Source organism: Halobaculum saliterrae (genome assembly GCF_009831625.1).
GTDB classification, from domain to species: Archaea; Halobacteriota; Halobacteria; order Halobacteriales; family Haloferacaceae; genus Halobaculum; species Halobaculum saliterrae.
The window spans coordinates 357,060-383,380 of sequence record NZ_WUUS01000001.1 but is presented as its reverse complement, the minus strand read 5'-3'; the positions used below and the strand labels follow the sequence as shown (position 1 = coordinate 383,380).

The 26,321-nt window shown below is 72.0% G+C and carries 25 protein-coding genes and 2 tRNA genes; 13 read left to right on the top strand and 14 right to left on the bottom strand.

The features are described from left to right. Positions 1–56: 56 nt before the first annotated feature. Entirely contained in the window at positions 57–2,393 is a 2,337-nt protein-coding gene (locus tag GRX01_RS01915; RefSeq protein ID WP_159662839.1) for an Eco57I restriction-modification methylase domain-containing protein, read from the bottom strand. 310 nt (positions 2,394–2,703) lie between these two features. On the opposite strand from GRX01_RS01915, the gene GRX01_RS01910 reads away from it, so the two are divergent. The 5 genes from GRX01_RS01910 to GRX01_RS01890 all read left to right on the top strand — a co-directional run bounded on the left by GRX01_RS01910 (position 2,704) and on the right by GRX01_RS01890 (position 9,981). Next, positions 2,704–3,741, top strand: coding sequence for an AAA family ATPase (locus tag GRX01_RS01910; RefSeq protein WP_394351351.1), 1,038 nt, complete (start codon positions 2,704–2,706; stop codon positions 3,739–3,741). A gap of 2 nt (positions 3,742–3,743) precedes the next feature. Beyond that, positions 3,744–4,832, top strand: a complete 1,089-nt coding sequence (locus GRX01_RS01905) for a DUF58 domain-containing protein (protein ID WP_159662835.1) — start codon at positions 3,744–3,746, stop codon at positions 4,830–4,832. Beyond that, positions 4,829–7,165, top strand: a complete 2,337-nt coding sequence (locus GRX01_RS01900; protein WP_321167861.1) for a DUF3488 and transglutaminase-like domain-containing protein — start codon at positions 4,829–4,831, stop codon at positions 7,163–7,165. Before GRX01_RS01905 ends, GRX01_RS01900 begins: the two co-directional genes overlap by 4 nt. 121 nt (positions 7,166–7,286) lie before the next feature. Beyond that, entirely contained in the window at positions 7,287–7,580 is a 294-nt protein-coding gene (gene yciH, locus GRX01_RS01895) for a stress response translation initiation inhibitor YciH (protein ID WP_073307091.1), read from the top strand. A 136-nt stretch (positions 7,581–7,716) separates the two neighbouring features. Beyond that, positions 7,717–9,981, top strand: coding sequence for an Ig-like domain-containing protein (locus GRX01_RS01890; protein WP_159662833.1), 2,265 nt, complete (start codon positions 7,717–7,719; stop codon positions 9,979–9,981). Positions 9,982–9,991: 10 nt separating this feature from the next. Here the strand turns inward: GRX01_RS01890 and GRX01_RS01885 are convergent, their stop codons facing one another. The 4 genes from GRX01_RS01885 to GRX01_RS01870 all read right to left on the bottom strand — a co-directional run bounded on the left by GRX01_RS01885 (position 9,992) and on the right by GRX01_RS01870 (position 12,000). Next, complete coding sequence (locus GRX01_RS01885; RefSeq protein WP_159662831.1) at positions 9,992–10,357, bottom strand: rhodanese-like domain-containing protein; 366 nt, start codon at positions 10,355–10,357, stop codon at positions 9,992–9,994. Positions 10,358–10,467: 110 nt separating this feature from the next. After that, complete coding sequence (locus GRX01_RS01880) at positions 10,468–11,079, bottom strand: NUDIX hydrolase (RefSeq protein ID WP_321167860.1); 612 nt, start codon at positions 11,077–11,079, stop codon at positions 10,468–10,470. Further along, positions 11,076–11,477 carry a hypothetical protein gene (locus tag GRX01_RS01875; RefSeq protein WP_159662829.1) on the bottom strand — a complete coding sequence of 134 codons (402 nt, stop codon included), beginning with the start codon at positions 11,475–11,477 and terminating at the stop codon, positions 11,076–11,078. The genes GRX01_RS01880 and GRX01_RS01875 overlap by 4 nt, the downstream gene beginning before the upstream one ends. A gap of 31 nt (positions 11,478–11,508) precedes the next feature. Further along, entirely contained in the window at positions 11,509–12,000 is a 492-nt protein-coding gene (locus GRX01_RS01870) for a DUF5809 family protein (RefSeq protein ID WP_159662827.1), read from the bottom strand. 157 nt (positions 12,001–12,157) lie between these two features. Here GRX01_RS01870 and GRX01_RS01865 point away from each other — a divergent pair, with 157 nt between their 5' ends. Continuing rightward, entirely contained in the window at positions 12,158–12,433 is a 276-nt protein-coding gene (locus tag GRX01_RS01865; RefSeq protein ID WP_201289472.1) for a hypothetical protein, read from the top strand. 78 nt (positions 12,434–12,511) lie between these two features. On the opposite strand, the gene GRX01_RS01860 is transcribed toward GRX01_RS01865, so the two are convergent. From GRX01_RS01860 to GRX01_RS01850, 3 genes are all read right to left on the bottom strand, one after another. Beyond that, positions 12,512–12,976, bottom strand: a complete 465-nt coding sequence (locus GRX01_RS01860) for a DUF5810 domain-containing protein (protein ID WP_159662825.1) — start codon at positions 12,974–12,976, stop codon at positions 12,512–12,514. Positions 12,977–13,086: 110 nt separating this feature from the next. Continuing rightward, positions 13,087–13,665, bottom strand: a complete 579-nt coding sequence (locus GRX01_RS01855) for a GNAT family N-acetyltransferase (protein ID WP_321167859.1) — start codon at positions 13,663–13,665, stop codon at positions 13,087–13,089. Positions 13,666–13,888: 223 nt separating this feature from the next. After that, complete coding sequence (locus tag GRX01_RS01850) at positions 13,889–15,874, bottom strand: aconitate hydratase (RefSeq protein WP_159662823.1); 1,986 nt, start codon at positions 15,872–15,874, stop codon at positions 13,889–13,891. Positions 15,875–16,103: 229 nt separating this feature from the next. Here GRX01_RS01850 and GRX01_RS01845 point away from each other — a divergent pair, with 229 nt between their 5' ends. Beyond that, entirely contained in the window at positions 16,104–16,562 is a 459-nt protein-coding gene (locus tag GRX01_RS01845) for a deoxyuridine 5'-triphosphate nucleotidohydrolase (RefSeq protein WP_159662821.1), read from the top strand. Positions 16,563–17,089: 527 nt separating this feature from the next. On the opposite strand, the gene GRX01_RS01840 is transcribed toward GRX01_RS01845, so the two are convergent. Continuing rightward, positions 17,090–17,197 (bottom strand) — tRNA-Lys (locus tag GRX01_RS01840). A 120-nt stretch (positions 17,198–17,317) separates the two neighbouring features. Between GRX01_RS01840 and GRX01_RS01835 the strand changes: the two genes are divergently transcribed. After that, entirely contained in the window at positions 17,318–18,637 is a 1,320-nt protein-coding gene (locus GRX01_RS01835; RefSeq protein WP_159662819.1) for a M20/M25/M40 family metallo-hydrolase, read from the top strand. A gap of 20 nt (positions 18,638–18,657) precedes the next feature. Here GRX01_RS01835 and GRX01_RS01830 read toward each other — a convergent pair whose 3' ends face one another. Beyond that, complete coding sequence (locus GRX01_RS01830) at positions 18,658–19,353, bottom strand: DUF7119 family protein (RefSeq protein ID WP_159662817.1); 696 nt, start codon at positions 19,351–19,353, stop codon at positions 18,658–18,660. A gap of 203 nt (positions 19,354–19,556) precedes the next feature. Between GRX01_RS01830 and GRX01_RS01825 the strand changes: the two genes are divergently transcribed. Together GRX01_RS01825 and GRX01_RS01820 are read left to right on the top strand one after the other, a co-directional pair. Beyond that, entirely contained in the window at positions 19,557–20,186 is a 630-nt protein-coding gene (locus GRX01_RS01825) for a non-canonical purine NTP pyrophosphatase (protein ID WP_321167858.1), read from the top strand. A 157-nt stretch (positions 20,187–20,343) separates the two neighbouring features. Then, a complete protein-coding gene (locus GRX01_RS01820) occupies positions 20,344–21,072 on the top strand; it encodes an Nmad3 family putative nucleotide modification protein (RefSeq protein WP_159662815.1) in 729 nt (242 codons plus the stop codon). A 40-nt stretch (positions 21,073–21,112) separates the two neighbouring features. Here the strand turns inward: GRX01_RS01820 and GRX01_RS01815 are convergent, their stop codons facing one another. Then, positions 21,113–21,373 carry a hypothetical protein gene (locus tag GRX01_RS01815; protein ID WP_159662813.1) on the bottom strand — a complete coding sequence of 87 codons (261 nt, stop codon included), beginning with the start codon at positions 21,371–21,373 and terminating at the stop codon, positions 21,113–21,115. A gap of 108 nt (positions 21,374–21,481) precedes the next feature. Further along, positions 21,482–21,552 (bottom strand) — tRNA-Gly (locus GRX01_RS01810). A 295-nt stretch (positions 21,553–21,847) separates the two neighbouring features. Here GRX01_RS01810 and GRX01_RS01805 point away from each other — a divergent pair. Together GRX01_RS01805 and GRX01_RS01800 are read left to right on the top strand one after the other, a co-directional pair. Further along, entirely contained in the window at positions 21,848–22,681 is an 834-nt protein-coding gene (locus GRX01_RS01805) for an NAD+ synthase (protein ID WP_159662811.1), read from the top strand. 124 nt (positions 22,682–22,805) lie between these two features. Next, positions 22,806–24,164 carry a hypothetical protein gene (locus GRX01_RS01800; protein ID WP_159662809.1) on the top strand — a complete coding sequence of 453 codons (1,359 nt, stop codon included), beginning with the start codon at positions 22,806–22,808 and terminating at the stop codon, positions 24,162–24,164. A 34-nt stretch (positions 24,165–24,198) separates the two neighbouring features. On the opposite strand, the gene GRX01_RS01795 is transcribed toward GRX01_RS01800, so the two are convergent. Beyond that, the gene (locus GRX01_RS01795) at positions 24,199–24,780 is read right to left on the bottom strand and encodes a DUF3105 domain-containing protein (protein ID WP_159662807.1); all 582 of its coding nucleotides are present in this window, start codon (positions 24,778–24,780) and stop codon (positions 24,199–24,201) included. Positions 24,781–24,825: 45 nt separating this feature from the next. Further along, on the bottom strand, positions 24,826–25,506 hold the full coding sequence (locus GRX01_RS01790; RefSeq protein WP_321167857.1) for an enoyl-CoA hydratase/isomerase family protein: 681 nt from the start codon (positions 25,504–25,506) through the stop codon (positions 24,826–24,828). Positions 25,507–25,566: 60 nt separating this feature from the next. Between GRX01_RS01790 and GRX01_RS01785 the strand changes: the two genes are divergently transcribed. Beyond that, positions 25,567–26,232, top strand: coding sequence for a DUF7114 family protein (locus GRX01_RS01785; RefSeq protein WP_159662805.1), 666 nt, complete (start codon positions 25,567–25,569; stop codon positions 26,230–26,232). Positions 26,233–26,321 lie beyond the last annotated feature (89 nt).

The following is a 26,321-nucleotide window of genomic DNA, read 5'->3' as shown; positions in this document are numbered from 1 at the left end:
GCGAGCGGCGAAAGGGTTTCGCACCGAGGCGATCGGTTCGGCTTCCCCGACGCCGCTCAGATCCCGATCTCGTCGTCGTCGCCGTCGGCGTCCCAGTCCCAGTGCTCGGCGGTCAGCCGGCTCGACGACCGGCGGACGCCCTCGTCGTCCAGCCCCTCGGCGTACGTGAAGCCGTACGTCGGCGGCTCGTACTCCTCGGGGTCGGTGAACGGCTCGTTCCTCCGGAAGCGCCGCGCGACCAGCAGGACGGGCGTCCCGCCCGCGGCCTCCCCCGGAACCTCCCTGAGTTCCTCCAGCCGGTACCACTGGGGCAGGCGCTCCCGGAGCTTCTCGCCGCACCGCGTGTCGCGGAAGCGCCCCGCGACCCGGAGCGCGAGCGTCCCGTTCTCGGCGAGCCACTCGCTCGCGCGCTCGACGTACAGCGCGGAGGTGTCGTAGGTGTAGTACGCCGTCTCGTACCCGGCGTACGCGTCGGCGACCGGGCCGTCGGCCACGTCGCGCCGCAGCGTCGCCGGCGGCGCGCCGACCACGTAGTCGTAGTCCTCGCGTGCGAGCGCGGCGGGGTCGTGCTCGTCGCGGATCAACGGATCCGTCCGGTACACCGGAAGCGAGTCCAGGGTGAACCCGTCGCCCTCCTGCCGCGCCGCCCGGTAATCGTCGAGCAGCTGCAACAGCAGCCGCGTCTCGGTCACGCGACACGCGAGGGGATCCGGGCTCGCGCCCGTCAGCCGCTCGCGGACGGCCCGCAGTCGCTCGGCGGGATCGACGTCCGCGAGTTCGGATCGCAGTCGCGCGGCGGCCGCGAGCAGGTATCGACCGTCGCCGACGGCGGGGTCGAGGAGGTCGCCGCCGAGGTCGGTCGGCTCGCCCACGGCGGTGTCTGCCCCCGCCACGGAGTCGAGATAGCCGGCGGCGTCGAGCAGGGCGTCCGGCAGTGGGTCCGACAGCGGATCCGGAGCGGCAGGGTTCCGGTCGGCGCCGTGGGGGTCCGTGTCGACTCCGGGGAGATCCGCCGCCGACAACAGGCGGTCGTACGCGGTCGCCGCACGGGTCGGGTTCGGGTCCGGGTCGGATTCCGGGTCGGGTTCGCCGTCGAGGTCGGCGAGGGCGACGTCGAGCGCGTCGACGGTCCGCGACAGCGCCTCGCGGACGCCGTCGTCGTCGAGCGCCCACCCGGCCAGGTCCGGCGCACGTCGGTCGTACACCGTCGCCCGGCGCTCGCGGGCCAGCGCGAACAGGTCGCCCGCGTCGCGGTCGACGCCCACGTCGTCGGCAAACGCCGTCAGGCGGCCGAGGGCATCCCCGGTCAGCGTCGCGTCGAGGACCCCCGCTCCCGCGAGGGTCCGGTCCAGCAGCGCCTCCTCCACGAGCTGGAACGCGACGACGCGGGCGAACGCCCGACGGTTCTCCGAGGGGGTGAACCCCGTCCGCCCCGCGCCGCGGACCCACGTGCCGTAGGCGGCACGCAGGGCCCGCGCGCCGGCGTGGGCGCACTCGTGCGCCAGCAGTCGTCGCCGTGCGGGACCGGCGGCGGTCTCGTCGCCGTCGCCGCGACGGGCGTCGCGGACCTCCTCCCGGAGATCCGCCGCCCGGTCGTCGTAGCCGTCGAGGTCGTCGACGAGGCGTGCGTGGGCCGCCTCGACCGCCGGCGCGAGGAGGTCGTCGAGGCGGTCCCGGAGGGTCTCGGCGATCGCCCCCGGCCCGTCGTCGGTCGCCTCGTGTTCGGACGCGGTGCCGTCGTCCTCGCGATCGGTCGGGGTCCCGTCGGGGTCCCCGGCGCCGACGGCCGACAGTTCCCCGGCGCGAAGCGCCGTGAGCTTCGCCACGGCGAGCTGTTGGCCGGGGCGAAGCGTCTGTGAGAGGCGGCCCTGCCGGCCGGCGGCGACGATCCTCGCGAGCGGGATCTCGGCGTGGGTGACCGCCGTCACCCCCGCGACGGTCCGCATGTCCTCCCCGTCCACGGTCTCTCTGTCCACGCCGTCCCCGCCGGCGTCGCCGTCGGTATCGTCCACATGGACGGCCCCGTCGCCGACCCGCTCGAAGACGAGCAGTCGGTCGACGCCGCCGGCGACGACGTATCGCGCCGTCGGCTCGTCGCTGGCGGCCTCGAACGCCGCGACCACCGCCGCCCCGGCGTCGGCGGCGTCGCGACCGACGGCGGCGAAGGTGACCGCGACCGCGCCGTCGCCGTCACGGACGCGAGCGACGCGTCCGTCCAGTTCGTACGCCGCCGGGTCGTGTCCCAGCACGTCGCCGAACAGCGCCGCACACAGCGACGCCGCGACCTGTTCGGCGCCGGCGTCGGCGTCGAGCGTCGCCTCGACGCCGTCGGCCGCCTCGACGACGCGCTCCACGAAGCCGGCTCCGTACGAACCGTATGGGGTGTCTGACATGAATCGAACCGGATCGGATCCCTCTCGGGATCGGACCACCCTAACGTTTTCTCAGTCGTCCCGCCGGCCGCGCGGCGGACGACCGTCGGACGGGTTCCACCCGAAGCGATCGGGTCGGCTCCGGTCGGCTCCGGTCGGCTGCGTTCGGATCCGGAGCGCTCGACACCGGTCCGGAGCGCGGCGCCGTCGCTCCGATGTGACACACGTCCGCATGCGGCAGAGTTAGGTCCGTCCGGCCCCTGACATGGGCTGTGAACGGCACCCAGACGGCTCGTATCCGGGTGTACTCCTCCGCCGAGGTGTGTGCCGCGTGAGCGACGCGGAGGCGGAACCCGAGACCGATCCTGAGGCCGACGACGAGGCGGACGCTGCGACGGCGGTCGACCGCGACGGCGCGGAACCGGGCGGGTCGGACGGACTCGCCCCGCTCCCCGTGTCGGAGGCGGCGGACCTCGTCGACCGCGTCGCCGACAACGTCTCCCGTGTCATCGTCGGCAACGACGCCGCCGTCGAGCACATCCTCGTGACCGTGCTCGGCCGAGGCCACCTCCTGTTGGAGGACGTGCCCGGCGTCGGCAAGACGATGCTCGCGCGCTCGCTCGCTACCTCGGTCGACTGCGAGTTCAAGCGCGTCCAGTTCACGCCCGACCTCCTCCCGTCGGACGTGACCGGCATCAACGTGTACAACCAGAAGACCGGCGAGTTCGAGTTCCGGCCCGGCCCCGTGTTCGCCAACATCGTGCTCGGCGACGAGATCAACCGCGCGCCGCCGAAGACGCAGTCGGCGCTGCTGGAGGCGATGGAGGAGGGGCAAGTCACCGTCGACGGCGTCACTCGCGGGCTCCCCGACCCCTTCACGGTCATCGCGACGCAGAACGACGTGGAGCCGGGGCGGACCTACGAGCTCCCGCTGGCGGAGATCGACCGCTTCATGAAGAAGCTCCGGCTGGGCTACCCGGACCGGGCCGACGAGACGGAGATGCTCGGTCGCACGGCCGGCGAGCATCCGATCGAGTCGCTGGAGTCGGTCGCGACGACCGCGGAACTGCGTCGCGCTCGCGCGACCGTCGGCGAGGTGAGCGTCTCCGAGCCGGTCCGCGAGTACGTCACCGACCTCGCGACGTACACCCGCGAGCACGCCCAGCTCGGGGTGAGTCCCCGCGGCAGCATCGCGCTGGTTCGCGCCTCGCAGGCGCGGGCGGTCGTCGACGGTCGCGACTACGTCGTCCCCGACGACGTGCAGACGGAGGCGCCGTCGGTGTTCGCCCACCGCGTCCGTCCCCGGACGGGCAGCGAGTCCGGACTCGACGTGGTCGAGGACGCCCTCTCGTCGGTGGCCGTCGAGTAACGATGCGGCTCACCCGACGCGGGAAGGCGGTCGTCGCGGTCGGCGTCGTCGCCGTGGTCTCCGGGCTCGCGTTCGGCCCGCGCTCGCTCAACGCCGTCGTCGTGCCCGCTGTCGTCGCGTTGAGCGCCGCCTACCTCCAGCTCCGCTGGGTCGAGCCGCCGGCGGTCGCGCGCGACGTACCGCCGGACGACCACGTCGGGCGGACCTACCCCGTCCGGCTGTTCTTCGGCGATCCGGACGGTCCCCGTCCGAGCGCCGAGGCGGGGATGGACCGCCCGTTCGCGGGGGCCGTCCGCGAGCGCGTCGGCGGCGGCATCGACGCCGACCGGCTCGTCTTCGAGACCGTCGTCGGCGCGGTTCCGGTCGAGTACGAGGTGACCTACGAGTCGCGCGGTCGCCACCGGCTCGGTCCGGCGGCGGTGACCGCCCGCGACGCGCTCGGGCTCGCGGAGACGGACCTGTCGACGACGACGAGCGAGGTGCTCGTCTACCCCGAGGTCCACGCCATCGCCGGCTGGGCCCGTCGCGACCTGCGTGCGCTCCACGAGACGGGCGTCCACGAGGAGCGCCGCGAGTTCGACCGCCTCCGCGAGTACGACCGCGGCGACTCGCTGCGGGACGTCCACTGGAAGTCGACCGCCAAGCGCGACGACCTCATCGTCAAGGAGTTCTCCGCGGAGGCCGAGACCGAGGCGGTCTCGGTCGCCGTCGGCGCCGCCGCGGCCCCCGGCGCCGACGACGGCATGGCCGAGGCGACCGCGAGCCTCGCGCTCGCGCTCGTCGAGGACGGCGTTCCGGTCGACGTCTCGCTGCCCGACGGAACGCTCACCGTCACGGGCGAGCGGGGCAGTCAGGTGCGACTGCTCGAACGGCTCGCGGTGATCGGCCCCGGCCGCGTCGCCGACGCGGACGCCGACGTGACGGTGTACGGCGAGGCCGACGGCGTGCGCGTCTCCGTGGGCGGGGAGGACCACGAGTTCGCGGACTTCCGCTCGGACCGACCCGTGACCTACGGCGTCTCGCGGCGGGACCCGCGCGCGGACTCCGACCGCGGAACCGGGCGCACGGCCGACGGGGAGGTGACCGCGTGAGCACCCCCGTCGGCGACCGGTTCGGCGGCATGGGCGCCGGTCGAACCGGCGACGACGGGGCCGCCGACCGCCGGAGCGGCGACGACGCGGGCGGAGGCGGTCCCGGCAGCTACTCCGTCGCCGCGGCGGTTCGGTCCCCGGCCGCGCTGGGCGTGGGTCTCGCGATCGCGTCGTTCCTCGCGGTGTTCTACCACGTCGTGGACGTGGTCGGCGGCGCGACGTTCCTCCTGATGGAGGTGGCGGTCGTCGCGGCGGCGGCGGCGTGGCTCGGGGGCTTCCTCCGCCAGCGGACCGCCCTCGGCCTCACGGCCGCCGGCCTCGCGCTCGCGCTGATCGGCTACTTCCTGTCGGTGCCGCCGTCGGCGCGCGCGCTGTTCACCGTCGGCCGCGTCGCCGCCGACGTGATCGCCCTGCTCACGGGGCTGTCTGTGCTGCGGCTGCTCAACGCCGGCGCGTGGGCGCTGTTCCTCGTTCCGGTGCCGACGTTCCTGTCGACGTACCTCCTCGTGCGCCGACGCCACGCCGCCGCGGCGACGGTCGGCGCGGCCACGACCGGCTTCTTCGTTCTCACCGGCGACGCGAGCGCCGGCGTCGGCCTGACGGCCGCCGTCGGGCTCACCCTCGCGGTCGGCTTCTCGCAACTCGCGGCCGCCGGACGGGCGGGCGTGCTCGCGCAGTGGGACACGATCGCGGTGGTCGTCGCGGCGATGGTCGTCGTCACCTCCGTCGTCACCGTCGTCCCCGGGAGCGCGTCGAACCCGGTGTTCCCCGGCGGCGACTCGCCGACCGTCGAGTCGAGCCTGGTCGCGAACACCGACTCCGTCGGTGTGCTCGGGAGCATCCGTCTCTCCCCCGAGGTCCGGTTCACCGTCGAGGCCGACGAGTCCGCGTACTGGCGCGTCGGCTCGTACGACCGGTACACCGGCGGGAGGTGGGTCAGGACGGGCGATACCACGCCGTACACGTCCGGCTCGCTCGGCGAGCCGCCAGGCGAGAGCGAGCGGCTGGTCCAACGGGTGACCGCCCGTGGGAAGCTCGACGCGCTGCCGGCGGCGTGGAAGCCGGTCGAGCTCCGCGGCCGGGCGGCCGACACCGCGCAGGTGACCGACCACGACGGGCTCAAGCCGGGCACGACGCTGCTGGAGAACGATACGTACACCGTCGTCAGCCAGCGGCCGACCGCGACGACCGGCGACCTGCGCCGCGCGGGGACCGACTACCCGTCGGGGATCTCCTCGCGCTACACCCAACTGCCCGAGAGCACCCCCGATCGCGTCGGCGACCGAACCGCCGAGGTGCTCGCGCAGGCCGACGCGTCGAACCCGTACGACGCGGCGGTCGCCGTCGAGCGATACCTCGAACGGACGAAGGAGTACTCGCTGGACGTGCCGGCCCCGCAGGGGAACACCGCCGACAGCTTCCTGTTCGAGATGGACGCGGGCTACTGCGTCTACTACGCGACGACGATGGTCGCGATGTTGCGCACGCAGGGGGTGCCCGCGCGGTTCGTCACGGGCTACACGCCCGGGCAGCGCGTGAGCGAGGACGAGTGGGTCGTCCGCGGCCTCGACTCGCACGCGTGGGTCGAGGTGTACTTCCCGGACCACGGCTGGGTCCGGTTCGACCCGACGCCGTCGGGACCGCGCGAGAGCGCCGAACAGGCGAGCGTCGAGACCGCCCGCGAGGAGGGCGCCGAGAACGTCGACGCCGCGGGTTCGGAGGACGGGAGCTACGAGACGGCGACCGCGACGCCCGGCTCCGCCTCCACGGCGTCGGCCGGCTCGACCCCGGACATCGGCGCGATCGACCCCGGCGATCGCGGGATCCAAAACGCGACGATCGCCACCGCCGCCGGCGGCCTCACCGCGAATGCGACGCCTGCGGGCGGCGGGTCCGGTGACGCCGGCGACGGCGGGTGGACCCCCACCCGGGAGGACGTCGCCGTCGGGGTCGCCTCGCTGGTCGGACTCGTCGCCGGCGCGCGCCGGTTCGGACTGACGGACCGAGTTCGGCGGACCGTCTGGCTGCTCCATCAGTCGCGTGCGGACCCGAACACGGACGCCGAACGGGCGTTCCGACGCCTGGAGTATCTGGCGTCGATCGTCTACCGTCCGCGCCGGCCGGGGGAGACGCCGCGCCAGTACGTCGAGGCCCTCGCAGGCGAGCGGTTCGGGGACCGCGCCCGCGCCGTCGCCGACGCGTACGAACGCGCCCGCTACGGCGGCGGCGTCGACGAGGCGGAGGCCCGGCGGGCCGTCGAGGCGGTCGACGACCTGATCCGCCAACACGCGCCCGTCCTGCGACGGCTGGGCGGGGCCGGCACGCCGCGGTGACCGGCCGGATCCGGGTTGCCGTCGCTTCTCGCGTCCGATCGGCCGCACGCCCGTGGCGTCCCGGTCCGCGTGCGAACACCCGACAGGATTTAATACGGCGCTCTTGTACGTTCGACCGGAAATGTCCGAGGTATGCTCGACGTGCGGACTGCCTGAGGAACTCTGCGTCTGCGAGGACGTCGCCAAGGAGTCCCAGGAGATCTCGATCCGCATCGACGAGCGCAGGTACGGCAAGGAGGTAACGGTCATCGAAGGGTTCGATCCCAAGGACGTGGACATGGACTCGCTGTCGAGCGATCTGAAGTCCAAGTTCGCCTGCGGCGGCACCGTCGAGGACGGCGCCATCGAGCTGCAGGGGAACCACAGCGGCCGCGTCGAGGGGTTCCTCCGCGACAAGGGGTTCAACGTCGCGTGACCTCCGGGCCGACCTGACACCCGCACTCGAGCAGTCGCGTTTCGTTCTCTCGGTTTCTCCCGCGAGAGTCGCGGGACCGGAAAACGCCGTCCCGTAGAGCGATCCGCTTTTATGATGTAGCGCCCTCCCACGAACGATGTCAGGGGGGAGTCGATCCGCCGTCGTAGTCGTGGCGCTCGTACTCGCATTCGCCGGCCCGGCCAGCGCGGCGCCGCTCGCGAGTCCGTCGAACGGTGCCGACGCGCCGTCGGTCGCGCCCGACGGCTTACCGGTAGCGGCGTCCAGCGTCGACGCCGCCGATGCCCCGCCGGCGTCGACGGGGACGACGGCGACCGACAACATCCACCTCACGACGCGACTCGCGCTCACGCCGGAGACGCCGGGCGAGATCGGCGTCACCCTTCGATTCGACATCCCCGACCGCGTCACCGAGGTCGAGACGACGCTCGCTCCCGGCGCCCGGGGCGTCGAGACGACCGGGTTCGCCGCCACCGACGGCGACACGTACGAGTGGGACGGCGAGACCGCGAAACCGACGATCAGCTACCGGCTCCCGGCGAACGAGACCGACGCCTCGGCCCGATTCGACACGCACGGACACGCGGTCACCGGCGACGACCGTCCGGCGACGGCGACCGCGCCGGCAGGGGCCGGGTCCGCGACGGCCGTGGCGCCCACGGCAGGCGCGACGACCGCAACGGCTGCTGCCGCCGCGACGGCCGCAACGGACGCGACTGCCACGACGGACACGCCGGACGCGACCGCCGCGACCGCCGATGAGCGGTACCTCTTCGCCGACGCCGGGCCGTGGGCGCTCGTGCGGATCCCCGGTCCCGGCGTCTCGTGGCGCTACCGCGGCGAGACCGTGGGGTTCAGCCGTGAGACGACCACCGCGGGCCCGGGCGCAGTCGGCGACCGCGTCGCCTTCCTCGGCGAGTACTCCGTGCGCGAGCGGACCGCCCACGGGCAGACGTTCCGGCTCGTGATCCCCGAGGGCTCGACCGACGCGATGACCGTGTCTCCCGACGCCGTCCTCGACTCGCTCTCGTCGGCCTCCGACACGCTCCGCGTCGGCGACCGCGACCAGTCGGTGTTCGTCGTCGCCGCGCCCACGGGCGTCGAGTGGGCCGTACAGGGGCTTCAGACGGGCGACGCCGACATGTGGGTGGCCGCGGACAGACCCCTCGACGAGGCCGACAACCCGTGGCTCCACGAGTACGTCCACACGCGCCAGTCGTACGACACGACCGCCGAGACGCGCTGGACGATCGAGGGCGGCGCGGACTACTACGCCGCCGCGCTGGCGCTCGAACAGGGGCACATCGGATTCGGCGAGTACGCCGACCACCTCGAGCGGGGCACCCGCGATCCCCACGCCGGCGCGGTGCTGTCGGACCCGGAGACGTGGGCCTCCTCCGCCACGCCGTACCGGAAGGGCTCGCTCGTGATGGGCGACCTCGATCGTCGGATCCGGCTGTCGAGCGGCGGGGGATCCACGTTCGCGACGGTGTTCGCCCGGCTGAACGCCGAGGGCGAACCGGTCACCGGCGACCGCCTCCGCGAGCTGGTCGTCGCCGCCGCCAACGAGTCGGTCGGCGACGCGTCCGACCGCTACGCCCGCACCGACGCGGCGCCGGCGGTGTGGGACGCCGACAGCCACGAGGCGGCGTTCGGCACCCTCGCGCCGTGGATGGACGTCGCGCCGCCGGCGGCGGTCGAGATCGGCGGTCCGTATCGTGACGGCGACCTCCGCACGTCGCCCGCGACCGTCGCCGTCGGGGAGACGGTGACCGTGCCGACGACCGTCACGAACAGGGGCGGCGCCGCCGGCGACTACCGCGTGGCGTTGACGGTCGACAACCGGACCGTCGACGCGGCGAACGGGACGCTGGAGCCGGGGACGAACACGACCGTGCGGCCCTCGTGGACGGCCGCCGAGCCCGGGACGTACGAGCTGTCGCTGGACGGCCGGACGTACGAGGTGCGGGTGCGCGAGCCGTCAACCCCGCGGGTCGGCTCGCTGTCGGCCGACCGGACGGCCGTCGAGGCCGGCGAGTCGGTGCTCCTCACCGCCGAAGTCGTCGCCGAGGGGGCGGTTCCGGCCGACGGCGAGGTGACGGTCCGCGTCGACGGGGAGCCGGTCGGGACGGAACGCGTCCGCGTCGCCCCGGACGCGACCGCGACGCTCACGATCCCGGTCGCGTTCGACGAGCCGGGACGGCGCACGGTGACGGTCGGGAACCGGACGCTGACGGTGACGGTGAGCGAGCCATCGACGGCGACGGCGACGGACACCTCCTCGACGCGGACGCCCGGATTCGGCGCCGTCACGGCCGCGACGGCGTTGCTGGTGGCGCTCGCGGCGCTGCTCGGTGTCGGTCGTCGTCGATCGGGAGAGTGAGATCGGGCGGTCAGAACGGCGACTGCGACCCCTCGTCGGCCGCCGCCTCCGTTCCGTCGCCCCCGTCGTCGAGGTCGCCGGTCCACGCCTCCAGCCCGCCGGCCATGCTCTCGACGCGGGCGTCGGCCGTCCCCTCGAACGAGCCGATCAGCTGGGCGGCCTGTACGCTCGCCTTCCCGTGCGGGCACACCGTCACGATGTGCTCGCTCCCGGTCAGCGACTCCACCCGGTCGGGGAGCTCCTGAAACGGGACGTTCTCGGAGCCGGGGATGTGTCCGCGCGCGTACGCCCCCGGCGAGCGGATGTCGACGACGCGGACGTCCGCGCCGTCCGCGAGGAGTCGCTCGACCTCCTCCGGTGTGATCTCGCCGTCCATGCCCGTGGGGTGCCGTCGCCCGGTGAAAAGGGCTCCGCCGCCGGCGATCCGTGACGCTCCGTCGAGACCGTGGGGTCGACAGTCGCGGCGTCCGGCCCGAGACGCTGTCGCTACAGCAACCCCTCCTCGCGGGCCAGCAGGACCCCCTCGAGCGTCGCGTCGTTCGTCGGCGGCGATCGAACCACGTCGACCGCCTCGTCGACGGGGACGGTTCGCGGAACGATGTACTCGTTGTCGTCCAACTCCTGTCCGACCGGCTCCAGCCCCTCCGCGAAGACGAACCCGCGCGTGTGCCGGAGCAGTCCGGTCGTGCACTGCACCTCCCCGAGCAGCGACAGCGATCCGGCGTCGAAGCCGGTCTCCTCGCGGAGCTCCCGCCGGCCGGCCTCGGTGTACGACTCCCCGCCCTCGACGATGCCCGCGGGGAGTTCCAGTTGCGTGTTGCGGACGGTCGGGCGGTACTGCTCGACCACGAGGAGGTCGTCGCCGGCGCGGGCGACGACGACCACGGCCGTCGCTAACTCCGACCAGTAGTACTTCTTCGTCGAGCCGTCGGGGTGTTCGACCAGGTCGTAGCCGGCGGTCTGCCAGCCGGTCTCGTACTCCACGACCGTCTCCAGCACGGGCCAGTCGGGCTCGCCCGGCCAGTCGTGGCGGCGGCCGTCGCCGAAGTCGGGTTCGTCGGAGGTCCAGTTCCCGTCGGCAGGGGTGTCGTCGCTCACGGTTGGACGACGGTTACGCGGTAACGCGTATCGTTGTACCGGACGAGGACCGCGTCGCCGTCGACGGCGTCCGCCGGCGCGAACTCCCGGAACGTCGCCACCTCGTCGAACGGCGAGTGGCTGAACTCCTCCTTCAGCCCGTACGGGCCCCGCTGATACGCCTTCGAGCGCCCGTCGGTCGACTCGACCGCCGAGAGGAAGTACTGGAACCGCCGTTCGGCGACGCCGCCCTCGGTCGCGTTCAACTCGTAGGCGGGGCCGTCGGCCTCGGCCACGGGGGTCGCCTCCAGGTAGTACGGGTCGCCGGAGCCGAGATACGAGGGGAGCGCCCCGAGCGCGAGCAGTCCGACGAGCACGACGAGGACCGCCGCGAGGAACGTCCGCGTAGCCGGTCGCATGGGCGCGGTAGGGGCCGACGGCGAAAACCGGTTACGGCTCCCCCGCCTCGTCGGTCGGTTCCGGCTCGGTTCCGTCCTCGTCGTCGCCGGTGACGACCGGTCGGTACGCGCGGCCGAACGCGCGCCGCCGGAGCGTTCCCAGCGCGGCCTCGCGCTCCGCCTGCCACGTCGCCGCGACGACGGGCTTGGGGCCGTCGCCGTCTGGCGCGAACGCGACCGGGTGCCAGACGACGTTGTCCACGTTGTCGCTGCCGGCCATGTCGGACTCGTACTCCGGGTGGTCGTCGAGCCACGCCTCGTACTCCTCGCGCGTGCCGACGTGGACGCGAAGCAGCGACGCGAACAGGGCGTCGCGGACGGTCTCGATCACCTCGCCGGTGACGCGTTCGGCGTACTCCTCGCGGTCGAACGACATCGCCTTCGTCGCCTCGCGGACGGCGACCTTCGCGGCGGGCACGAGCGTGGCGTACTCCTCGCGCGCGTCCGCCGGCGTCGCCGGCGCGAGCGTTCCTTCGGTGTCCATGCCCGTCGCTGGGGGCGTGCGAGCCAAGAGTCGTTCCCTTCGGGCGACCGACCGCCGACCCGTCGGACGCCGCCGGTCGGGAGACGGGGGACATGAAAACGGGCTTGCAGGTGACGGCACAACACTGAGTCGCGTTCCGAACCTCGGTACGGACGCTATGGACCTGTTCCAACAGCAGCAGGCGGATTCGAGCGAGAAGATCGAGAAGAAGGCCGAGGAGGTGTCGGACTCGGTGCCCATGTCCGGGGGCGACCCGATCGCCGCCCTCGGGGCGGGATCGGTGCTGTTCGCCTGGTACAAGTTCTACGTCAAAGGGGACAAGCAGGGCGGCATCTTCGTGGGCCTGTGGGCACCGACCATGTTCGCGGCGGCGGGCTATCTGCAGCAGAAGGACCTCGTCCGGAAGGTCAGGCAGGGGCTCTCCTCGTTCTGAGGCGACGAACGGCCGGAGCACTCGCCGGCCGACCGAAGTCCGTTTTTCACGCGTGTCGACCGCCGGATAGCGGCCGGCTCACTCCCCGTCGCCGTGTCCCTCGTCCGTGGAATCCGCCGCCTCACCGTCGTCGCTCCCCGCGCTCTCGCTCTCCGACGCGTCGGCGCCGTACATCTCCTCGGTGAGCTCTCGCGCCTCCGAGAGCACCGACTCGACCGCCTCGTCGGTCACCGCCTCGGCGATGCTACCGCCGCCGGCGACGTCCGGGCGATCCTGACCTCCGTGGTCGTGGGAGTGCCCGTGTCCGCCGGTCGACCCCGAACCGGTCGTGTCCTCGAACACCTCGTCGTACTCCGTCTCCTCGGCGAACTCGGTCACCGAGGACGCCAGGTCCACCGGAGTGCGGTCGCCCCAGTCGTCGACGTGCTCGTCCAGCCAGTCCTCGTGCTCGTCGCCGTGGAGCATCGCCGTGAACGCCAGGTGGTTCGCGAGGTGCTCGCCGTCGCGCTGGGGCGTCTCGCACACCGGACAGGCGTATCCCATACCTCGACTGGGGTGCCGAGCGTGAAAACGGCTGCCGTCCGCGATCGCCCCCGAAGCGGCGGCGAACCCCCCTGGATCGCCGCCGGCCGCGACACCGGCCGATCGACGACCTACGTCCCGTCGGCGTTGCGTTCGCGGACCCACTCGCCCAGATCCAGCCGCATCACGAACGCCGCCTCGCCGTCGCCGTAGTACCGCGGGATCCGCCGCGCCGGCCGGAATCCCTCGTCGGCGTACAGCGACTGCGCGCGGTCGTTGGTCTCGCGGACCTCCAGCTTCACGCCGCCGGCGCCCGCCGCCGCCAGTTCCGACAGCGACGCCCGGAGCAGCCGGCGGCCGAGTCCATCGCCCTGTGCGTCGGGACGAACGGCGAGGTCCTTGATGTGGCCGATGTCCCGGCCGTGGTTCGGCGTCACGTCGCCGACGACGTAGCCGAGCACGTCGCCGGCGTCGATGCTCGCGGCGCCGTCGGGGTTCCCCCGGTCGCCGCGGTGCCCGTCCGCGTCGCCCTCGGCGACGAGGAAGCCGGGCGCGTCGAGCAGTCCCTCGAACGCGGCAAACGGCCACGGCTGCGTGAACACGGCCTTCTCGATGCGAAACACGCCGAGCAGGTCCGCCCGATCGGCCGGGCGGATCCGAGCCTCGCCGTCGGTGCCGTCGCCGGGGGCCGAGCCGCGCGAGGTGGTCACGACCCGGCCTTTGGAGTTCGCAGGGATAAGTCAACTGGCGGACGAGGGGCGAAGCCGCGATGCCGAATCGGTGACCGTGGTCCGGTGCGGCCGACGTATCGTACCGCGAGCGGGGGCCGTCAGGCCCGAGCGAGCGGCAGTTTTGTGATGAACGGGTTTTCAATGAGGGTTCCCGCAGGCCGCCGGAGGCGGCCGAGGAAACCCTCATCCGAAAAAGCGGTTCTTAGTCGTCAGCCGGCGCCGCGCCGCTGCCGGAGTCGTGCTGCTGCTTCGTCCACGAGAGCTTGCCGCCGGCGGCGAGAATGTCGCGCTCGCGCTCGGAGGCGTCGAGGTGCGCCGTCGCCTCCCAGTCGTCGTTCACGCGGACCGTGAACTCGGTCTGGCCGTTGCGGACGCCCTTGCCCACGTCGTCGACGATCTCGATGTCGTCGCCCTGATCGATCCGCTCGTACGTCTCCGAGTCGATGGTGAGCGGGACGAGCCCGAAGTTGAACAGGTTCGCCTTGTGGATGCGGGCGAAGCTCTCCGCGAGCACGCCCTCGACGCCGAGGAACATCGGGCACAGGGCCGCGTGCTCACGCGAGGAGCCCTGCCCGTAGTTCTCGCCGGCCACGAGGAAGCCGCCGTCGGCGTCCAGCGCGCGCTGTGCGAACGTGTCGTCGACGCGGCTCAGGGTGAACTCCGAGAGCTTCTCGATGTTCGAGCGGAACTTGAGGATGTCCGCCGTCGCCGGGATGATGTGGTCGGTCGTGATGTTGTCCTCCATCTTCAGGAGCGCCTCGCCCTCGATGTCGGAGGCGAGCTCGTCCTTCAGGGGGACGTCGCCGATGTTCGGGCCCTTGATGAGGCCGTCGTCGACGGCCTCGTCGGGGCTGATGATGTCCGGGTCGGACTCGCCCATGCCGGGACCGTACTTCGTTCCCATCTCGAGGCCGGGCGCCTCGAGGTCGCCGAGATCGTCGGCCAGGTCGCGCGGGTCGACGATCTTGCCGGTGATGGCCGCGGCGGTCGCGACCTCGGGCGAGCAGAGGTACACCGAGTCGTCCTCGATGCCCGAGCGGCCCTCGAAGTTGCGGTTGAAGGTGCGCAGCGAGACGGAGTCGGAGGCGGGCACGTGGCCGATGCCGATACAGGCACCACACGTCGCCTCGGAGAAGTTGACGCCGGCGGCCATCATCTCCGCGGTCCAGCCCTCGCGGGCCAGCATCTCGGAGGCCTGCTTGGAGCCGGGCGCGACGATCATCTCGGTCTTCTTGGCGACCTCGCGGCCCTCCAGCATCTTCGCGCCGGGGAGGATGTCCTCGTAGGCGCCGTTCGTACAGGAGCCGATGATGACCTGCTCGACGTCCTCGCCCGCGACCTCGCGGACGGGCACGACGTTGTCGGGCATCGACGGCTTGGCGATGAGCGGCTCCAGCTCGGAGAGGTCGACCTCGATGGTCTCGGCGTACTCGGCGTCCTCGTCGGGCGTCAGCTCGACGTACTCCTCCTCGCGGTCCTGGCGCGCGAGCCAGTCCTTCGTCTTCTCGTCGGTGCCGAAGATCGAGGAGGTCGCGCCCAGCTCGGTGCCGAGGTTCGTGATGGTCGTCCGCTCGGGGATGGTGAGGTTCTCGACGCCGGGCCCGGTGTACTCGAGCACCTTGCCGACGCCGCCCTTGACGGTCAGCTCGCCCAGCAGGTGGAGCGCGACGTCCTTCGCCGTCGCCCAGTCGGGGAGCTCGCCCTCGAGCTGCACGTTCACGACCTCGGGCATCTCGACGTAGTAGGGGCCGCCGCCCATGGCGACCGCGATGTCGAGGCCGCCCGCGCCGATGGCGAACTGGCCGAGTCCGCCGGGGGTCGGCGTGTGCGAGTCCGAGCCGAGCAGCGTCTTGCCGGGGGCCGCGAAGTTCTCCTTGTGGACCTGGTGGCAGATGCCGTTGCCGGGGCGGGAGAAGTACGCGCCGAAGGTGCCCGCGGCCGAGCGGAGGAAGCGGTGGTCGTCGGTGTTCTTGAAGTCGAACTGGTACGTCTGGTGGTCACAGTACTGCGCGGCCAGCTCCGTCTGGACCTCGTCGAGGTCCAGCGCCTCGAACTGCAGCCACACCATCGTCCCCGTCGTGTCCTGCGTGAGGACCTGGTCGATCTCGATCCCGATCTCCTCGCCGGGTGTCAGCTCGCCCTCGACGAGGTGATCGCCGAGAATCTGCTCCGTAATTGTCTGTCCCATATCGTCCGCGTATCCTCGCTCGGCGGATATAAATCCGGCGAGTTTCCACCCCGACGTTCGTGATAGACCACCGCTCCGTCCGGTAATTATTGCACAGTCGGCGCGAGTATTGCCTCCGCATCTGTTCGAATGATCTCTCTGAATCGCCGTTCGTGAACGGTCGGATTCAGCTCTCGCCGGTCGGTTGTCGACCGGCGGGCTTTTCGGTCGGCCTGTCTCTCCCTCGGGTATGTTCGAGTCGGGACGGACCGTCGCGGACCACGTCGACCCCGTCGACGACGACCAGATCCAGCCGAACGGCGTCGACCTGACCGTCGACGCGTTGTACGAACAGCGCGAAGCCGGGCGAATCACCCGCGAGGGGAAACGCGTCGGCGACCGGACGGAGATCGATCCCGAGGACGGCCTGTACCGGCTCGACCCCGGCGCGTACGTCCTCCAGTACGGCGAGCGCCTGCGGATCCCGGACGACCACGTCGGCTTCGTCTACCCGCGGTCGACGCTGCTTCGCAACTCCTGTATGTTGAACACCGCGGTGTGGGACGCCGGCTACGAGGGCCGGGGGGAGGGGCTCCTTCAGGTCGGCCACCGGATCGAGATCGAACCCGGCGCCCGCGTGGCGCAGTTCGTCCTCGCGGCCGCCGACCACGAGGGTCGCTACGACGGAACGTATCACGGGGAGGGATAGGCGGAACAATAGTTCCGATCACCCCGACACAACGGTGGATTCAGCGTTCCTTTGCTGAAGTCCACGGCCCGTCTCCACGCTCGTAATGAAGTTTTCTGTGACTGTTTGCACAGAGAACCCTTCCCCTGTCGACTTCGTTCCGGATAGTTTGTTTGCTGTACCCTTCTCGCGCCATATTACTCAGACGCAAACCGTGCTCATTCGCCTCTGTGTGGTGTAACTGAACACAAGCGGGGTGGGATTCAGCACACTCTTGACACTTGAAATCTGCACGGAGGTCTTTGACCCATCTTACCAGTTCCTGCTTCCGTGACCTCACCGTCTCCTTGTGGTCATCCTTGTTTTTCAGATACCAGCGCTGGAAGGCAGTCAAGTCCTCCCACTCGGTATCCTCTGGGGGCTCGACACCAGGTGGCGGCGGTTCAATGTCTGTCACAACTACACGTGGTAGTAGACCTAATTTAGGATGAGCCCCGAAGCGAAAGTGTACGAAGAGACGGTACTCAGTGGTGGACTACCAGAGAAAGCGGGCTGGGAGGGATTCGAACCCCCGACCGTCCGGTGACTTCCCCGCACGCACGCGCTGTTCGAACGGGCTAAAAGCCGGACGCTCTCCCTAACTGAGCTACCAGCCCTCGCCCGGACTTACTGTCGTGCGCTCATAAGCGTTTACGAACGTCGACGCCGGCGAAGTCATCGATGCCCGCGGCGCCGCCACCCACACGCCCTTGTCGCCGGCCGTCGATCGACGCCGCATGACCGTTCCGGACCTGCGGGACCTCACGACCCGACTGTGCGAATTCGAGACGACGGACGGCGCCGAGGCGCCCGCCGCAGAGTGGCTCCGCGACCGGCTCGCGGACGCCGGCTTCGAGACGTACACGTGGGAGGCCGACCCCGAACGACTCGCGGGACACCCGTCGTTTCCGGACGACCCCGCCGCAATCGACGCCACGGGACGTCCGAGCGTCGCGGGCGTGGTGGAGTTCGGCGATCCCGACGCCGGTCGGACGATCGTGCTCAACGGCCACCTCGACGTGGTGCCCGCGGACGACGACCTCTGGACGAGCGATCCGTTCGACCCCGTGTGGGGCGAGGCCGACGACGGCGCTGAGACGCTCACCTGCCGCGGCGCCGTCGACATGAAGGCCGCCGTCGCCGCCTGCGTCCACGCCGCCGTCGACCTCCGCGAGGCGGTCGGATCCGGCGACCTCGACCTCGACGGTCGGGTCGTCGTCGAGGCGGTCGCCGGCGAGGAGGAGGGCGGTCTCGGCGCGGCCGCGGCGGCGCTCGACTCGCCGTACCCGTTCGACCGCGACGCCGGCCTCGTCGCGGAGCCGACGGAGCTCCGCCCCGTCACCGCGACGGAGGGAACCGTGATGAAGCGCCTGCGGATCGCGGGCCGGAGCGCCCACGCCGCGACGCGGTGGAACGGCGTCGACACGCTCCCGCTGTTCGAGCGGATCAGGGGGGCGTTCACGGAACTGGAAGCCGAACGGTGCGAGCGCGTCACTCACCCGCTGTACGAGGCGTTCGACGTTCCGTGGCCGATCGTCTGCGGTCGGGTCGAGGCGGGATCGTGGGCGTCGACCGTGCCGGGGACGCTGACCGCCGAGTGGCGGATCGGGGTCGCGCCCGGCGAGACGGTCGACGAGGTCGAGGCGGCGTTCGAGACGCGACTCGCCGAGGTGGTCGCGGACGACGACTGGCTCTCCGAGCACCCGCCCGAGTTCGACCGCTTCTCGATCATGTTCGAGCCCGCGGAGATCGACGCCGACGAGCCGGTCGTCCGGTCGTTGCAGGCGGCGATGACCGATTCCGGTCTGTCGGACACCGCCCCGACCGGGGCGACGTACGGCGCGGACAACCGCCACTACATCGCCGCCGGGATTCCGACGGTCGTGTTCGGTCCCGGGAACATCGATCAGGCTCACTTCCCCGACGAGACCATTCGCTGGGCGGACGTGGAGACGGCACGGGACGTGATCCGGGACACCGCCGAGCGCTTTCTCGGCGGCAACGGGATCGATGGCCGTGGTGAGGCGAACGCCCGACAAAACGACGTTCCGCGATAGCTCGGACGTTCCAGAGAGATTCAGAGGTCCCGGTATCCGTCGAGCGCGTCCGCGATCACGTCGCCGGGCTCGCGGTTCTCGAGGGACGCGCGGTCGCGGAGCCGACGGTACACGTCGAGCGGGAGGTCGACCTCGAGCCTGCCCGCGGCGACGCCCTCGGCTCGGAGGGCCGCTTCCGGCGAGGTGCCGTCGTTGATCGCGCTGGCCGCGCGGCGCACCTCGCGGACGGTGAGGTCCGCATCGAGCACGGCCCACGCGAGATCGAAGCGTGCGTCGCCGGCGACGCGCGCGATATGTTTCGCGGCCGTCGGCGCGATGTGCCCGCGGGCGACGTGCCGGCGGACGGACTCGGGCAGGTCGTGGACGCGCGCCCACTTGCGGATGAACGACACCTGTACGCCGTCGCCGGCGGCCTCGGCGGCGGCCTTGTACGATCCGTGCCCGCGAACGAGCGCGGCGCAGGCGGCCGCCCCGCGAAGCATGACGACGTTGTCGTCGCCGGCGACGGCCTCGCTGGCGAACCGTCGAACCGTGTCGGCCGCCCGTTCGAGACTCTCGGGGTCGTCGGGGTCGAAGCGCGCGGCCCGCTCGGCGCGCTCGCCGGTGACGGCCGGGTCGCCGCGGACGACCGGCTCGCCCACCTCGGCCTCGCGGTCGGCCGGATGCCACAGCGATTCGGCCCGATCGCGGGCGCCGTCGGGCCGTTCGTCGCTCATTGCGGGCAGGTGCGTTCCGGCGGGGCAAAAGGCTCTCGGGGGTGGTGCATCTCGCCGTGATCTGTGACGGGGTGACGGACCCTCCGGTCCCCCGCTCCAGGGCGCACCTGCTCCACTCCGACCGTCCCGGCATGCCACCGTGACGCCGCCGCCGGCGCCGTCCGCATCGACGCCGCTTTGCCGCGGGCGACCCGAGCGTGAGTGTGCTCCGTTACGTCACGACGAACCCCGGGAAGGTCCGCGAGGCCCGCGAGTACCTCGGGGACGCCGTCTCCCAGCTCGACTTCGACTACCCCGAGATCCAGGCCGCCGATCTCGCGCCGATCGCCGCCCGCGGCGCCCGCGAGGCGTACCGCCACGCCGGCGAGCCCGTCCTTGTCGACGACGCGGGGCTGTTCGTTCGCGGCTTCGACGGCTTCCCCGGTCCCTACTCCGCGTACGCCGAGGACACCCTCGGCGTCGAGGCGGTTCGACGCCTCGTCGACGCCGAGCTCGACGACCGCCGCGCCGCGTTCCGCTGCGTGCTCGCGTACTGCGACGGCGAGCCGTTCGAGGCCAGTCCGGACCCCGTCGACCGCGACGAACGCGTCGCCGCGGCCGCGACCGGGGCCGAGCGCGACGGCGAGGAGACCGAGCCGCTCCCGGTGAAGCTGTTCGAGGGCGTCGTTCGCGGCGAGATCGTCGAGGCGCGCGGCGACGGCGGCTTCGGCTACGACCCGATCTTCGAGTACGACGGGTCGACGCTCGCCGAGATGGACGCAGCCGAGAAGAACGCGATCTCCCACCGCGGGCGGGCGTTGGAGAAGTTCGGGGAGTGGTTCGCCGAGCGATAGCGAGGCGAACCGCGCGAGTCGCAGCGCGAGCGTAGCGAACGTCGTCTCGCGCAGGTCTCAGGGGCGCAGCGACTGATAGCGGACGAGACCCGACCGAAGCGAGAGGCCGAACGCCGCGAGCGCCGACGCTAAGCCGTCGCCGCCGCAACGCGATCGCATGCCCCGCGCGGTCGCCATCAACGTCGCCGCCAACACGAACCTCCCGGGTCGCCGCGGGCCGGTGTATCCGGACGGCTCGTTCGTCTACGTCCCGATCCCCGAACGTGAGCCGACCGCCGAGCCGGCCCCCACCTACGACGACCTCGACCTCGCGGCGTACGTCCCCGACGACGCGGTCGATCTCCCGGTTCACCTCGACCCGGAGTTCGCGGGCGCGCTCGGCCGCGAGGCGTACACCTACGGCGACCCGCACGGCGTGAAGGCCGGGCCGATCTCGGGGCTGGAGCCGGGCGCTCGACTCCTGTTCTACGCGACGTTGACCGTCCACGATGGGGGCGAGAGCGACGACCGGGCCGACTGGCTCCCGCCGGAGTGGGGCTGCTTTCTGATCGGGGAGTTCCGCGTCGCGGAGCTGCTCGACGGCGACGAGTACCGGGAGGCCGACGCCGCGACCCGGGACCGGTTCGCCTCGAACGCGCACGCCCGGCGGGAGTCGTTCGACGCGGCCGTGCTCGTCCGCGGGGACCCCGACGGCTCGCGGCTGTTCGAGGGTGCGGTCCCGCTGTCGACGCCCGCCGGCGGCGCCGACGCGAACCGGCTGGTCACCGAGCTCTCGAACGACTCGGGGAGGGGTCCGTGGTGGCGTCGCGTCCTCCGCTACGACGCCGACGCGGCCGCGACGCTGCGCGATCGGATCGATACGGACCCGGCGGACTGGCCCGCGTGACCTGAAACGGTTGTTCCGGCGGACTCGCTGACGACGATCGCTACCCGATCACGCTGTGGTGGTAGGCCCACCCCCACACGAAGGTGAGCACGACCAGGAGTCCCACTGCGGCCACGCCCGCCACCGTGTCCGTCGCGCTCGCCACGCCGACTTGGTCGGCGAGTTGGACCCCCACAGCGTTGGCGTACGCGACGAGGTCGCGGGCGCTCACGAGGTGCTTCAGTACGTCCTTCAGGTACGAGGCGGACACCATCGCCGCCAGCGCGGCGACGGCGTGGGAGACGCCGGTTCGGTGTGGCATACGTCGCTGTGGTCCCGTCGGGATGATATAGGTTGGCGCCGGTGAAATGGGCCGATCGGCGTCACGGCCGACGACGCCGTCGCTGTCCTGTTCGAGTGTCGGGAGGAGTGCGCCGTCCGGGAATTGAACCCGGGCTATTAGCTTGGGAAGCTAATGTCCTACCACTGGACCAACGGCGCTCACTTACTTCGTGCGTTCGCCCCGAGCGTTACGTCGCTTCGCTCCGTAACGCAACGGCGCGCTCGTTCGTTTCACTCACTCGCGCCCCGAGGCTCGCGATTCCTCCGGAATCGCTCACCAACGGCGCTCGTCTGCCCGGGGTCCCCGACCAGCGAGGCGCTCGTGTGTGTTAGGTTCTTTCCCATCGCAACACTTCAACTAATCGGTCGCCGGCGTCGCCACGGAACTGGACACGCGTCCACGATCCGCGGACACGAGGGAGCTATTTGTTCGATGACGACTTACCCTGCGGCGATGAGCGAATCCGTCCTGCTGGAGGAGGAATCGACCCCGTTGGATCTTCGCCTCTCCGACGACGAACTCGACCGGGTGCACGGACACGTCACCGACTTCATCGCCGAACAGGTCGACGCCGCGGGCGCCGAGGGCGCGGTGCTCGGGCTCTCCGGCGGGATCGACTCGACGACGGTCGCGTACCTCGCGGTCGACGCCCTCGGCGCCGAGTACCTCCGCGGCCTGGTGATGCCGGGGTCGGTCAACACCGACGAGAACATGAGCGACGCCGAGCGCGTCGCCGAGGACCTCGGCATCGAGTACGACGTGATCGAGATCGAACCCATCGCCGAGGCGTTCTACGAGGCCCTGCCGGGGGCGTCCGACGAGCGGATGGCCGAGAGCAACGTCCGCGTGCGCGTTCGGGCCGTCCTCAACTACTTCGCCGCGAACGCCGACGGGCGCCTCGTGCTCGGGACTGGAAACCGCAGCGAGGCGCTCACGGGGTACTTCACCAAGTACGGCGATCAGGCGGTCGACTGCAACCCGATCGGGAACCTCTACAAACAGCAGGTACGCCAGCTCGCCGCCCACGCCGGCGTCCCCCGGGATCTGGTGATGAAGACGCCCTCCGCCGAGATGTGGACGGGACAGACCGACGAGGAGGAGCTGGGCCTCGACTACGACACTCTCGACGCCGTGCTCGCGCTCCACGTCGACGGACCGCTGTCCACGGCCGCGACCGTCCGCGCGCTCGACGTGACGGCCGAGGAGGTCGCCCGCGTCGAGGAGCTGTACGAGTCCTCGAAACACAAGCGCGCGATGCCGCCCGCGCCCGCCGAGTTGTCGCTGTAGCGTCGCCGGACGCGTCGGGGTCGCGTCGATCTCCTCTCCATTTCCGTCTCCCTCTCCTCCACCTGACCCCGACTGCCCGGGTTCCGGGAGAAAGGATTTACCGCTTGGAGCGGACCTGCCCGGCGTGTCCCGCTTCCGTCCCCCCTCCCTCCGTACGGCCGTCGCGCTCGTGATTGCGGCCCTGTTGGTCGCCGGCGGCGTCGCCGTCCCGGCGCTCGCCAGCCCGGCCCCGGTCTCGGCGTGTCCGCCGTGCGACGACGGGTTCGTTCAGGCCGCCGCGGAACACGGCCTCGAAACCGCCGTCGCCGAGAGCGAGGCGACCGTCCGCGTCCACCGCAACGACTCCGCGACGTGGCGGGTCCGCGTCGTCCCGACGGACGAGTCCGCGCTGAACCGCCTCGCCGAGAACGAGTCGCTCGCCCGCGCCGTCGCCGGCGACAGCTTCGGCGTCCGCTACGGCGGCGGGATCGACCACCGGCTCCTCGCGGCCGACGTGCGCGACGGCGCGTTCCTGATCCGGTACCGCACGTCCGGCGTCGTCGAGGAGGGGCCGCTCGGAACGAGCCTGCTGACCTACTTCCGCGACGACCCCGGCGCGTACATCTACACAGATCTGGGCGCGGACGAACTGACCGTCGTCGGCCCCGAGGGAACCACAGTCGCCCGCGGGTTCGGCGAGATCGACGGCCGCCGGATGACCGCGACCGCGCTCCCGGACGTGCGCGACGGGCCGTTCGTCGTCTTCGCTCCCGCTGGAACGCCCGCCCCGGGACTCGTCGGGGGCCTCGCGGTTCTGGGGACGCTCGCCGGCGTCGTCGCCCGCAACCTCCTCGCGTTCGTCCTCGTCCCCGGCGGCGTCGCGGTCGGCGGGCTGATCGCGCTCCGTCGGATCGCAGGTCCCGCCCGCGACCGTGACCCGCGGCGCCTCGGTGCCGGCGTCGCCGTCGGCGGGGCGGCCGTCGTCGTCGCGACGGTCGTCGCCGAGGGCGATGCACTCCTCGGCGTCACGGGGAACCTCCTTCTCGGCGTCGCCGTCGGAACCGTCCCGCTCGGACTCGGAGCGGCCGTTGCCGTCCCTGCGGCACGGCGAACGCTCAGCGTCCGTCGGCTGCTCGGCGTCAGCGTCGTTCTCGGCGCGCTGGTCGCCGCGGGCGGCGCCCGCGCGTTCGGCGGCGACCTCCACGCCACGCTCGCGCTGGGCGGGGCGCTCCTGCCGGCGGTCGCGGCGCTCGGGCGTGCGGACGCGAGCGGGAGCGACGGCACCCGAACGGTCGTCGTGCTGGCGGTCGCGCTGTTCGTGGCGCTCCTCGCGCTCGCCCCGCTGACAGCGCTGGGCGGGACGCTGTTCCTGATCGGTCCCGTCCTGCTGACGCTCGCGGCCGTCGCGTTCGTCGTCGCGGCGGTCCCGCTGTACCTCCTCGGCGGGGCCAGCGTCGGTCCCGACCGGCCGGCGTCGACCCCGGAGCGTCGAACCACGGCGTGAGCGGTCGGGTCGCCGAACCGTCCTCTCGACTCCGTTACCGAACCGGGTTCTCCGGACCGCGCCCCATGTACTCGGCGGCGAACGCTTGGACGACGTCGGCGTCGTACTCGTCCATCCGGAGGAGGTGACGCCACGCGGTGAGGGCGTACGGCGCCTCCGGGTCGTCGTACGGGTACGGCATCGCGACGAAGCTCTTCCACGTGCCGGTGTGGGCGTTCGCCCACGACTGGAGGTTCGATCGGGCCTCGTCGGTCAGCGCGTCCGGCGCGTAGTACGCGACGATCGCGCCGTGTTCGAGCGTGTGGACGATGTCGCCCATGGGCTGTGGCTCCTCGTAGAACCCCGCCTCGACGACCCCGCCGTAGTGGGGCCCGGAGGTGGGCGGCCGGGTGCCGTAGTCGACCTCGGTTCCGCGCTGGACGTGTTCGTTCCCCTCGTTGGGGAACGACTCCACGTCCGCGAGGAGGTCCGGGTCGCCGTTCTCGGGCAGCGAGGTGTCGCCGCCGCCGCCCCCGAGACAGCCGGCGAGCGCGGCGACCGCGCCGGCGCCGACGACGCCGAGCGTCCGGCGTCTGGAGAGCGAGGAGCGTTCCGCGAGGTCGTGTCCGTCGGTCATACCCGAGGTACACGCCCGGGAGGTTTCAACTGTTGTGGTGCCGGGTCACTCCCCGAAGCGCTCCGCGTGAAGTCGCTCGAACGCCGCCCGCTCGTCGGCCGCCGTCTCCGCGCCGCGGGCGCCGGCGCGGACGAGCCGCTTCACGGCGCCGAGCGCCCCGGGGTCGTTGTCGGCGACCTCCCGGGCGACGGCGGCGGGATCGTCCACGACCCGAGAGACGAGACCGATCTCCCGCGCCTCCTCGGCGTCGACGACCCGCGCGGAGCAGGCGATGTCGAGCGCGACGCCCTCGCCGACGACGCGCGGGAGGCGGGCGGTGCCGCCCCACGCGCCGAACAGCCCGATGGAGACCCCCGACTCGGCGAACGTCGCCTCCGACGTCGCGACCCGGAGGTCGCACGCGAGCGCCAGCTCCACGCCGCCGCCGCGGGCCGCCCCGTCGACGCCGGCGATCACGACCGGGTCGGCGGACTCGATCGCGTCGGCGACGCGCTGCCCGTGCCCCGCGAACGCGGCCGGGTCCTCGAGCGACTCGACGACGCCGAGGTCGGCGCCGGCGCAGAAGGCGGAGCCGGCGCCCCGAAGCAGCACCACCGGTTCCGTCGCGTCGACGACGGCCCGCTCCAGCGCGTCGAGGGCCTCCGGCGTGAGGGCGTTTCGCGCCTCGGGGCGGTCGATCGTCACGGTCCGGTACTCCCCGTCGTCGGCCCGTTCGGCGCGTATCACGGGACGCGATAGCCCCCCGTTTCCAAAGGTCTTTGCGTGTGCCCGGTCTATCGCGTGTCGATGGATGACGCCGTGCGGACTCGGGCCGCCGCGGAGCGGTCGGTCGCCGACGTCGAGCCGGCGGCGCTCCGGAGCGCGCTGACCGACCGCTTCGACGACGCGGAGATGACGCCCGGAGCGCTCACGCTGCTGTCGGCCCGCGCGCTCGACCCCGACGTCGACCTGTCCGGCGTCGAGGACCACGCCGCCGGCGTCCAGCTGATCTACGAGGGACTGCGGCTCACCCGCGAGCTCTCACAGACGGAGCCGTGGGCCGGCGTCGACCTCGACGCCGCCGGCGACATCGACGCCGACCTCGACGTGCTCGCGGCGGACGTCTCCGTCTCGCGGGGCTTCTACCTCCTCGCCAGGACCGCCGCCGCGGGGAAGGCCGTCGAGACGGTCCGGTCGTTCGGCCGCGACCAGACGCTCCGCCGCGAGGCCGACGCCGAGAACGCGGCGGCGCTGGACCGCAACCTCGAGGCCGACGTGTTCGAGCTCGCGGTCGTCGCCGGGACGGCCGCCGTCGGCGCGTCCGCGCCGGCGGACCTGCTGTCGTACGCCGCCGAGCTCGCCGCCGACGACGACGACCGCATGCCCCCAGTGAGCGCGCTCCCCGAGTCGACGGGCGATCGGATCGCCGCCCTCGCGGACGAGGAGCGCGTGGCGTCCTCGGCGGACTCGTGAGGGGGGTTCGGAACCCACGGTCGACCCGGTCGGCGTCCCGTGATACTGCGTGTCCCCCGCGGCGTCTGATCGTAACGCCTAAAGACGAC

What these genes read in the sequence shown, in the direction of transcription:
- GRX01_RS01915 (WP_159662839.1), bottom strand. Translation starts at nt 2,393, where the DNA reads ATGTCAGACACCCCATACGGTTCGTACGGAGCCGGCTTCGTGGAGCGC.
- GRX01_RS01905 (WP_159662835.1), top strand. Translation starts at nt 3,744, where the DNA reads ATGCGGCTCACCCGACGCGGGAAGGCGGTCGTCGCGGTCGGCGTCGTC.
- yciH (WP_073307091.1), top strand. Translation starts at nt 7,287, where the DNA reads ATGTCCGAGGTATGCTCGACGTGCGGACTGCCTGAGGAACTCTGCGTC.
- GRX01_RS01890 (WP_159662833.1), top strand. Translation starts at nt 7,717, where the DNA reads ATGTCAGGGGGGAGTCGATCCGCCGTCGTAGTCGTGGCGCTCGTACTC.
- GRX01_RS01885 (WP_159662831.1), bottom strand. Translation starts at nt 10,357, where the DNA reads ATGGACGGCGAGATCACACCGGAGGAGGTCGAGCGACTCCTCGCGGAC.
- GRX01_RS01875 (WP_159662829.1), bottom strand. Translation starts at nt 11,477, where the DNA reads ATGCGACCGGCTACGCGGACGTTCCTCGCGGCGGTCCTCGTCGTGCTC.
- GRX01_RS01870 (WP_159662827.1), bottom strand. Translation starts at nt 12,000, where the DNA reads ATGGACACCGAAGGAACGCTCGCGCCGGCGACGCCGGCGGACGCGCGC.
- GRX01_RS01865 (WP_201289472.1), top strand. Translation starts at nt 12,158, where the DNA reads ATGGACCTGTTCCAACAGCAGCAGGCGGATTCGAGCGAGAAGATCGAG.
- GRX01_RS01860 (WP_159662825.1), bottom strand. Translation starts at nt 12,976, where the DNA reads ATGGGATACGCCTGTCCGGTGTGCGAGACGCCCCAGCGCGACGGCGAG.
- GRX01_RS01850 (WP_159662823.1), bottom strand. Translation starts at nt 15,874, where the DNA reads ATGGGACAGACAATTACGGAGCAGATTCTCGGCGATCACCTCGTCGAG.
- GRX01_RS01845 (WP_159662821.1), top strand. Translation starts at nt 16,104, where the DNA reads ATGTTCGAGTCGGGACGGACCGTCGCGGACCACGTCGACCCCGTCGAC.
- GRX01_RS01835 (WP_159662819.1), top strand. Translation starts at nt 17,318, where the DNA reads ATGACCGTTCCGGACCTGCGGGACCTCACGACCCGACTGTGCGAATTC.
- GRX01_RS01830 (WP_159662817.1), bottom strand. Translation starts at nt 19,353, where the DNA reads ATGAGCGACGAACGGCCCGACGGCGCCCGCGATCGGGCCGAATCGCTG.
- GRX01_RS01820 (WP_159662815.1), top strand. Translation starts at nt 20,344, where the DNA reads ATGCCCCGCGCGGTCGCCATCAACGTCGCCGCCAACACGAACCTCCCG.
- GRX01_RS01815 (WP_159662813.1), bottom strand. Translation starts at nt 21,373, where the DNA reads ATGCCACACCGAACCGGCGTCTCCCACGCCGTCGCCGCGCTGGCGGCG.
- GRX01_RS01805 (WP_159662811.1), top strand. Translation starts at nt 21,848, where the DNA reads ATGAGCGAATCCGTCCTGCTGGAGGAGGAATCGACCCCGTTGGATCTT.
- GRX01_RS01795 (WP_159662807.1), bottom strand. Translation starts at nt 24,780, where the DNA reads ATGACCGACGGACACGACCTCGCGGAACGCTCCTCGCTCTCCAGACGC.
- GRX01_RS01785 (WP_159662805.1), top strand. Translation starts at nt 25,567, where the DNA reads ATGGATGACGCCGTGCGGACTCGGGCCGCCGCGGAGCGGTCGGTCGCC.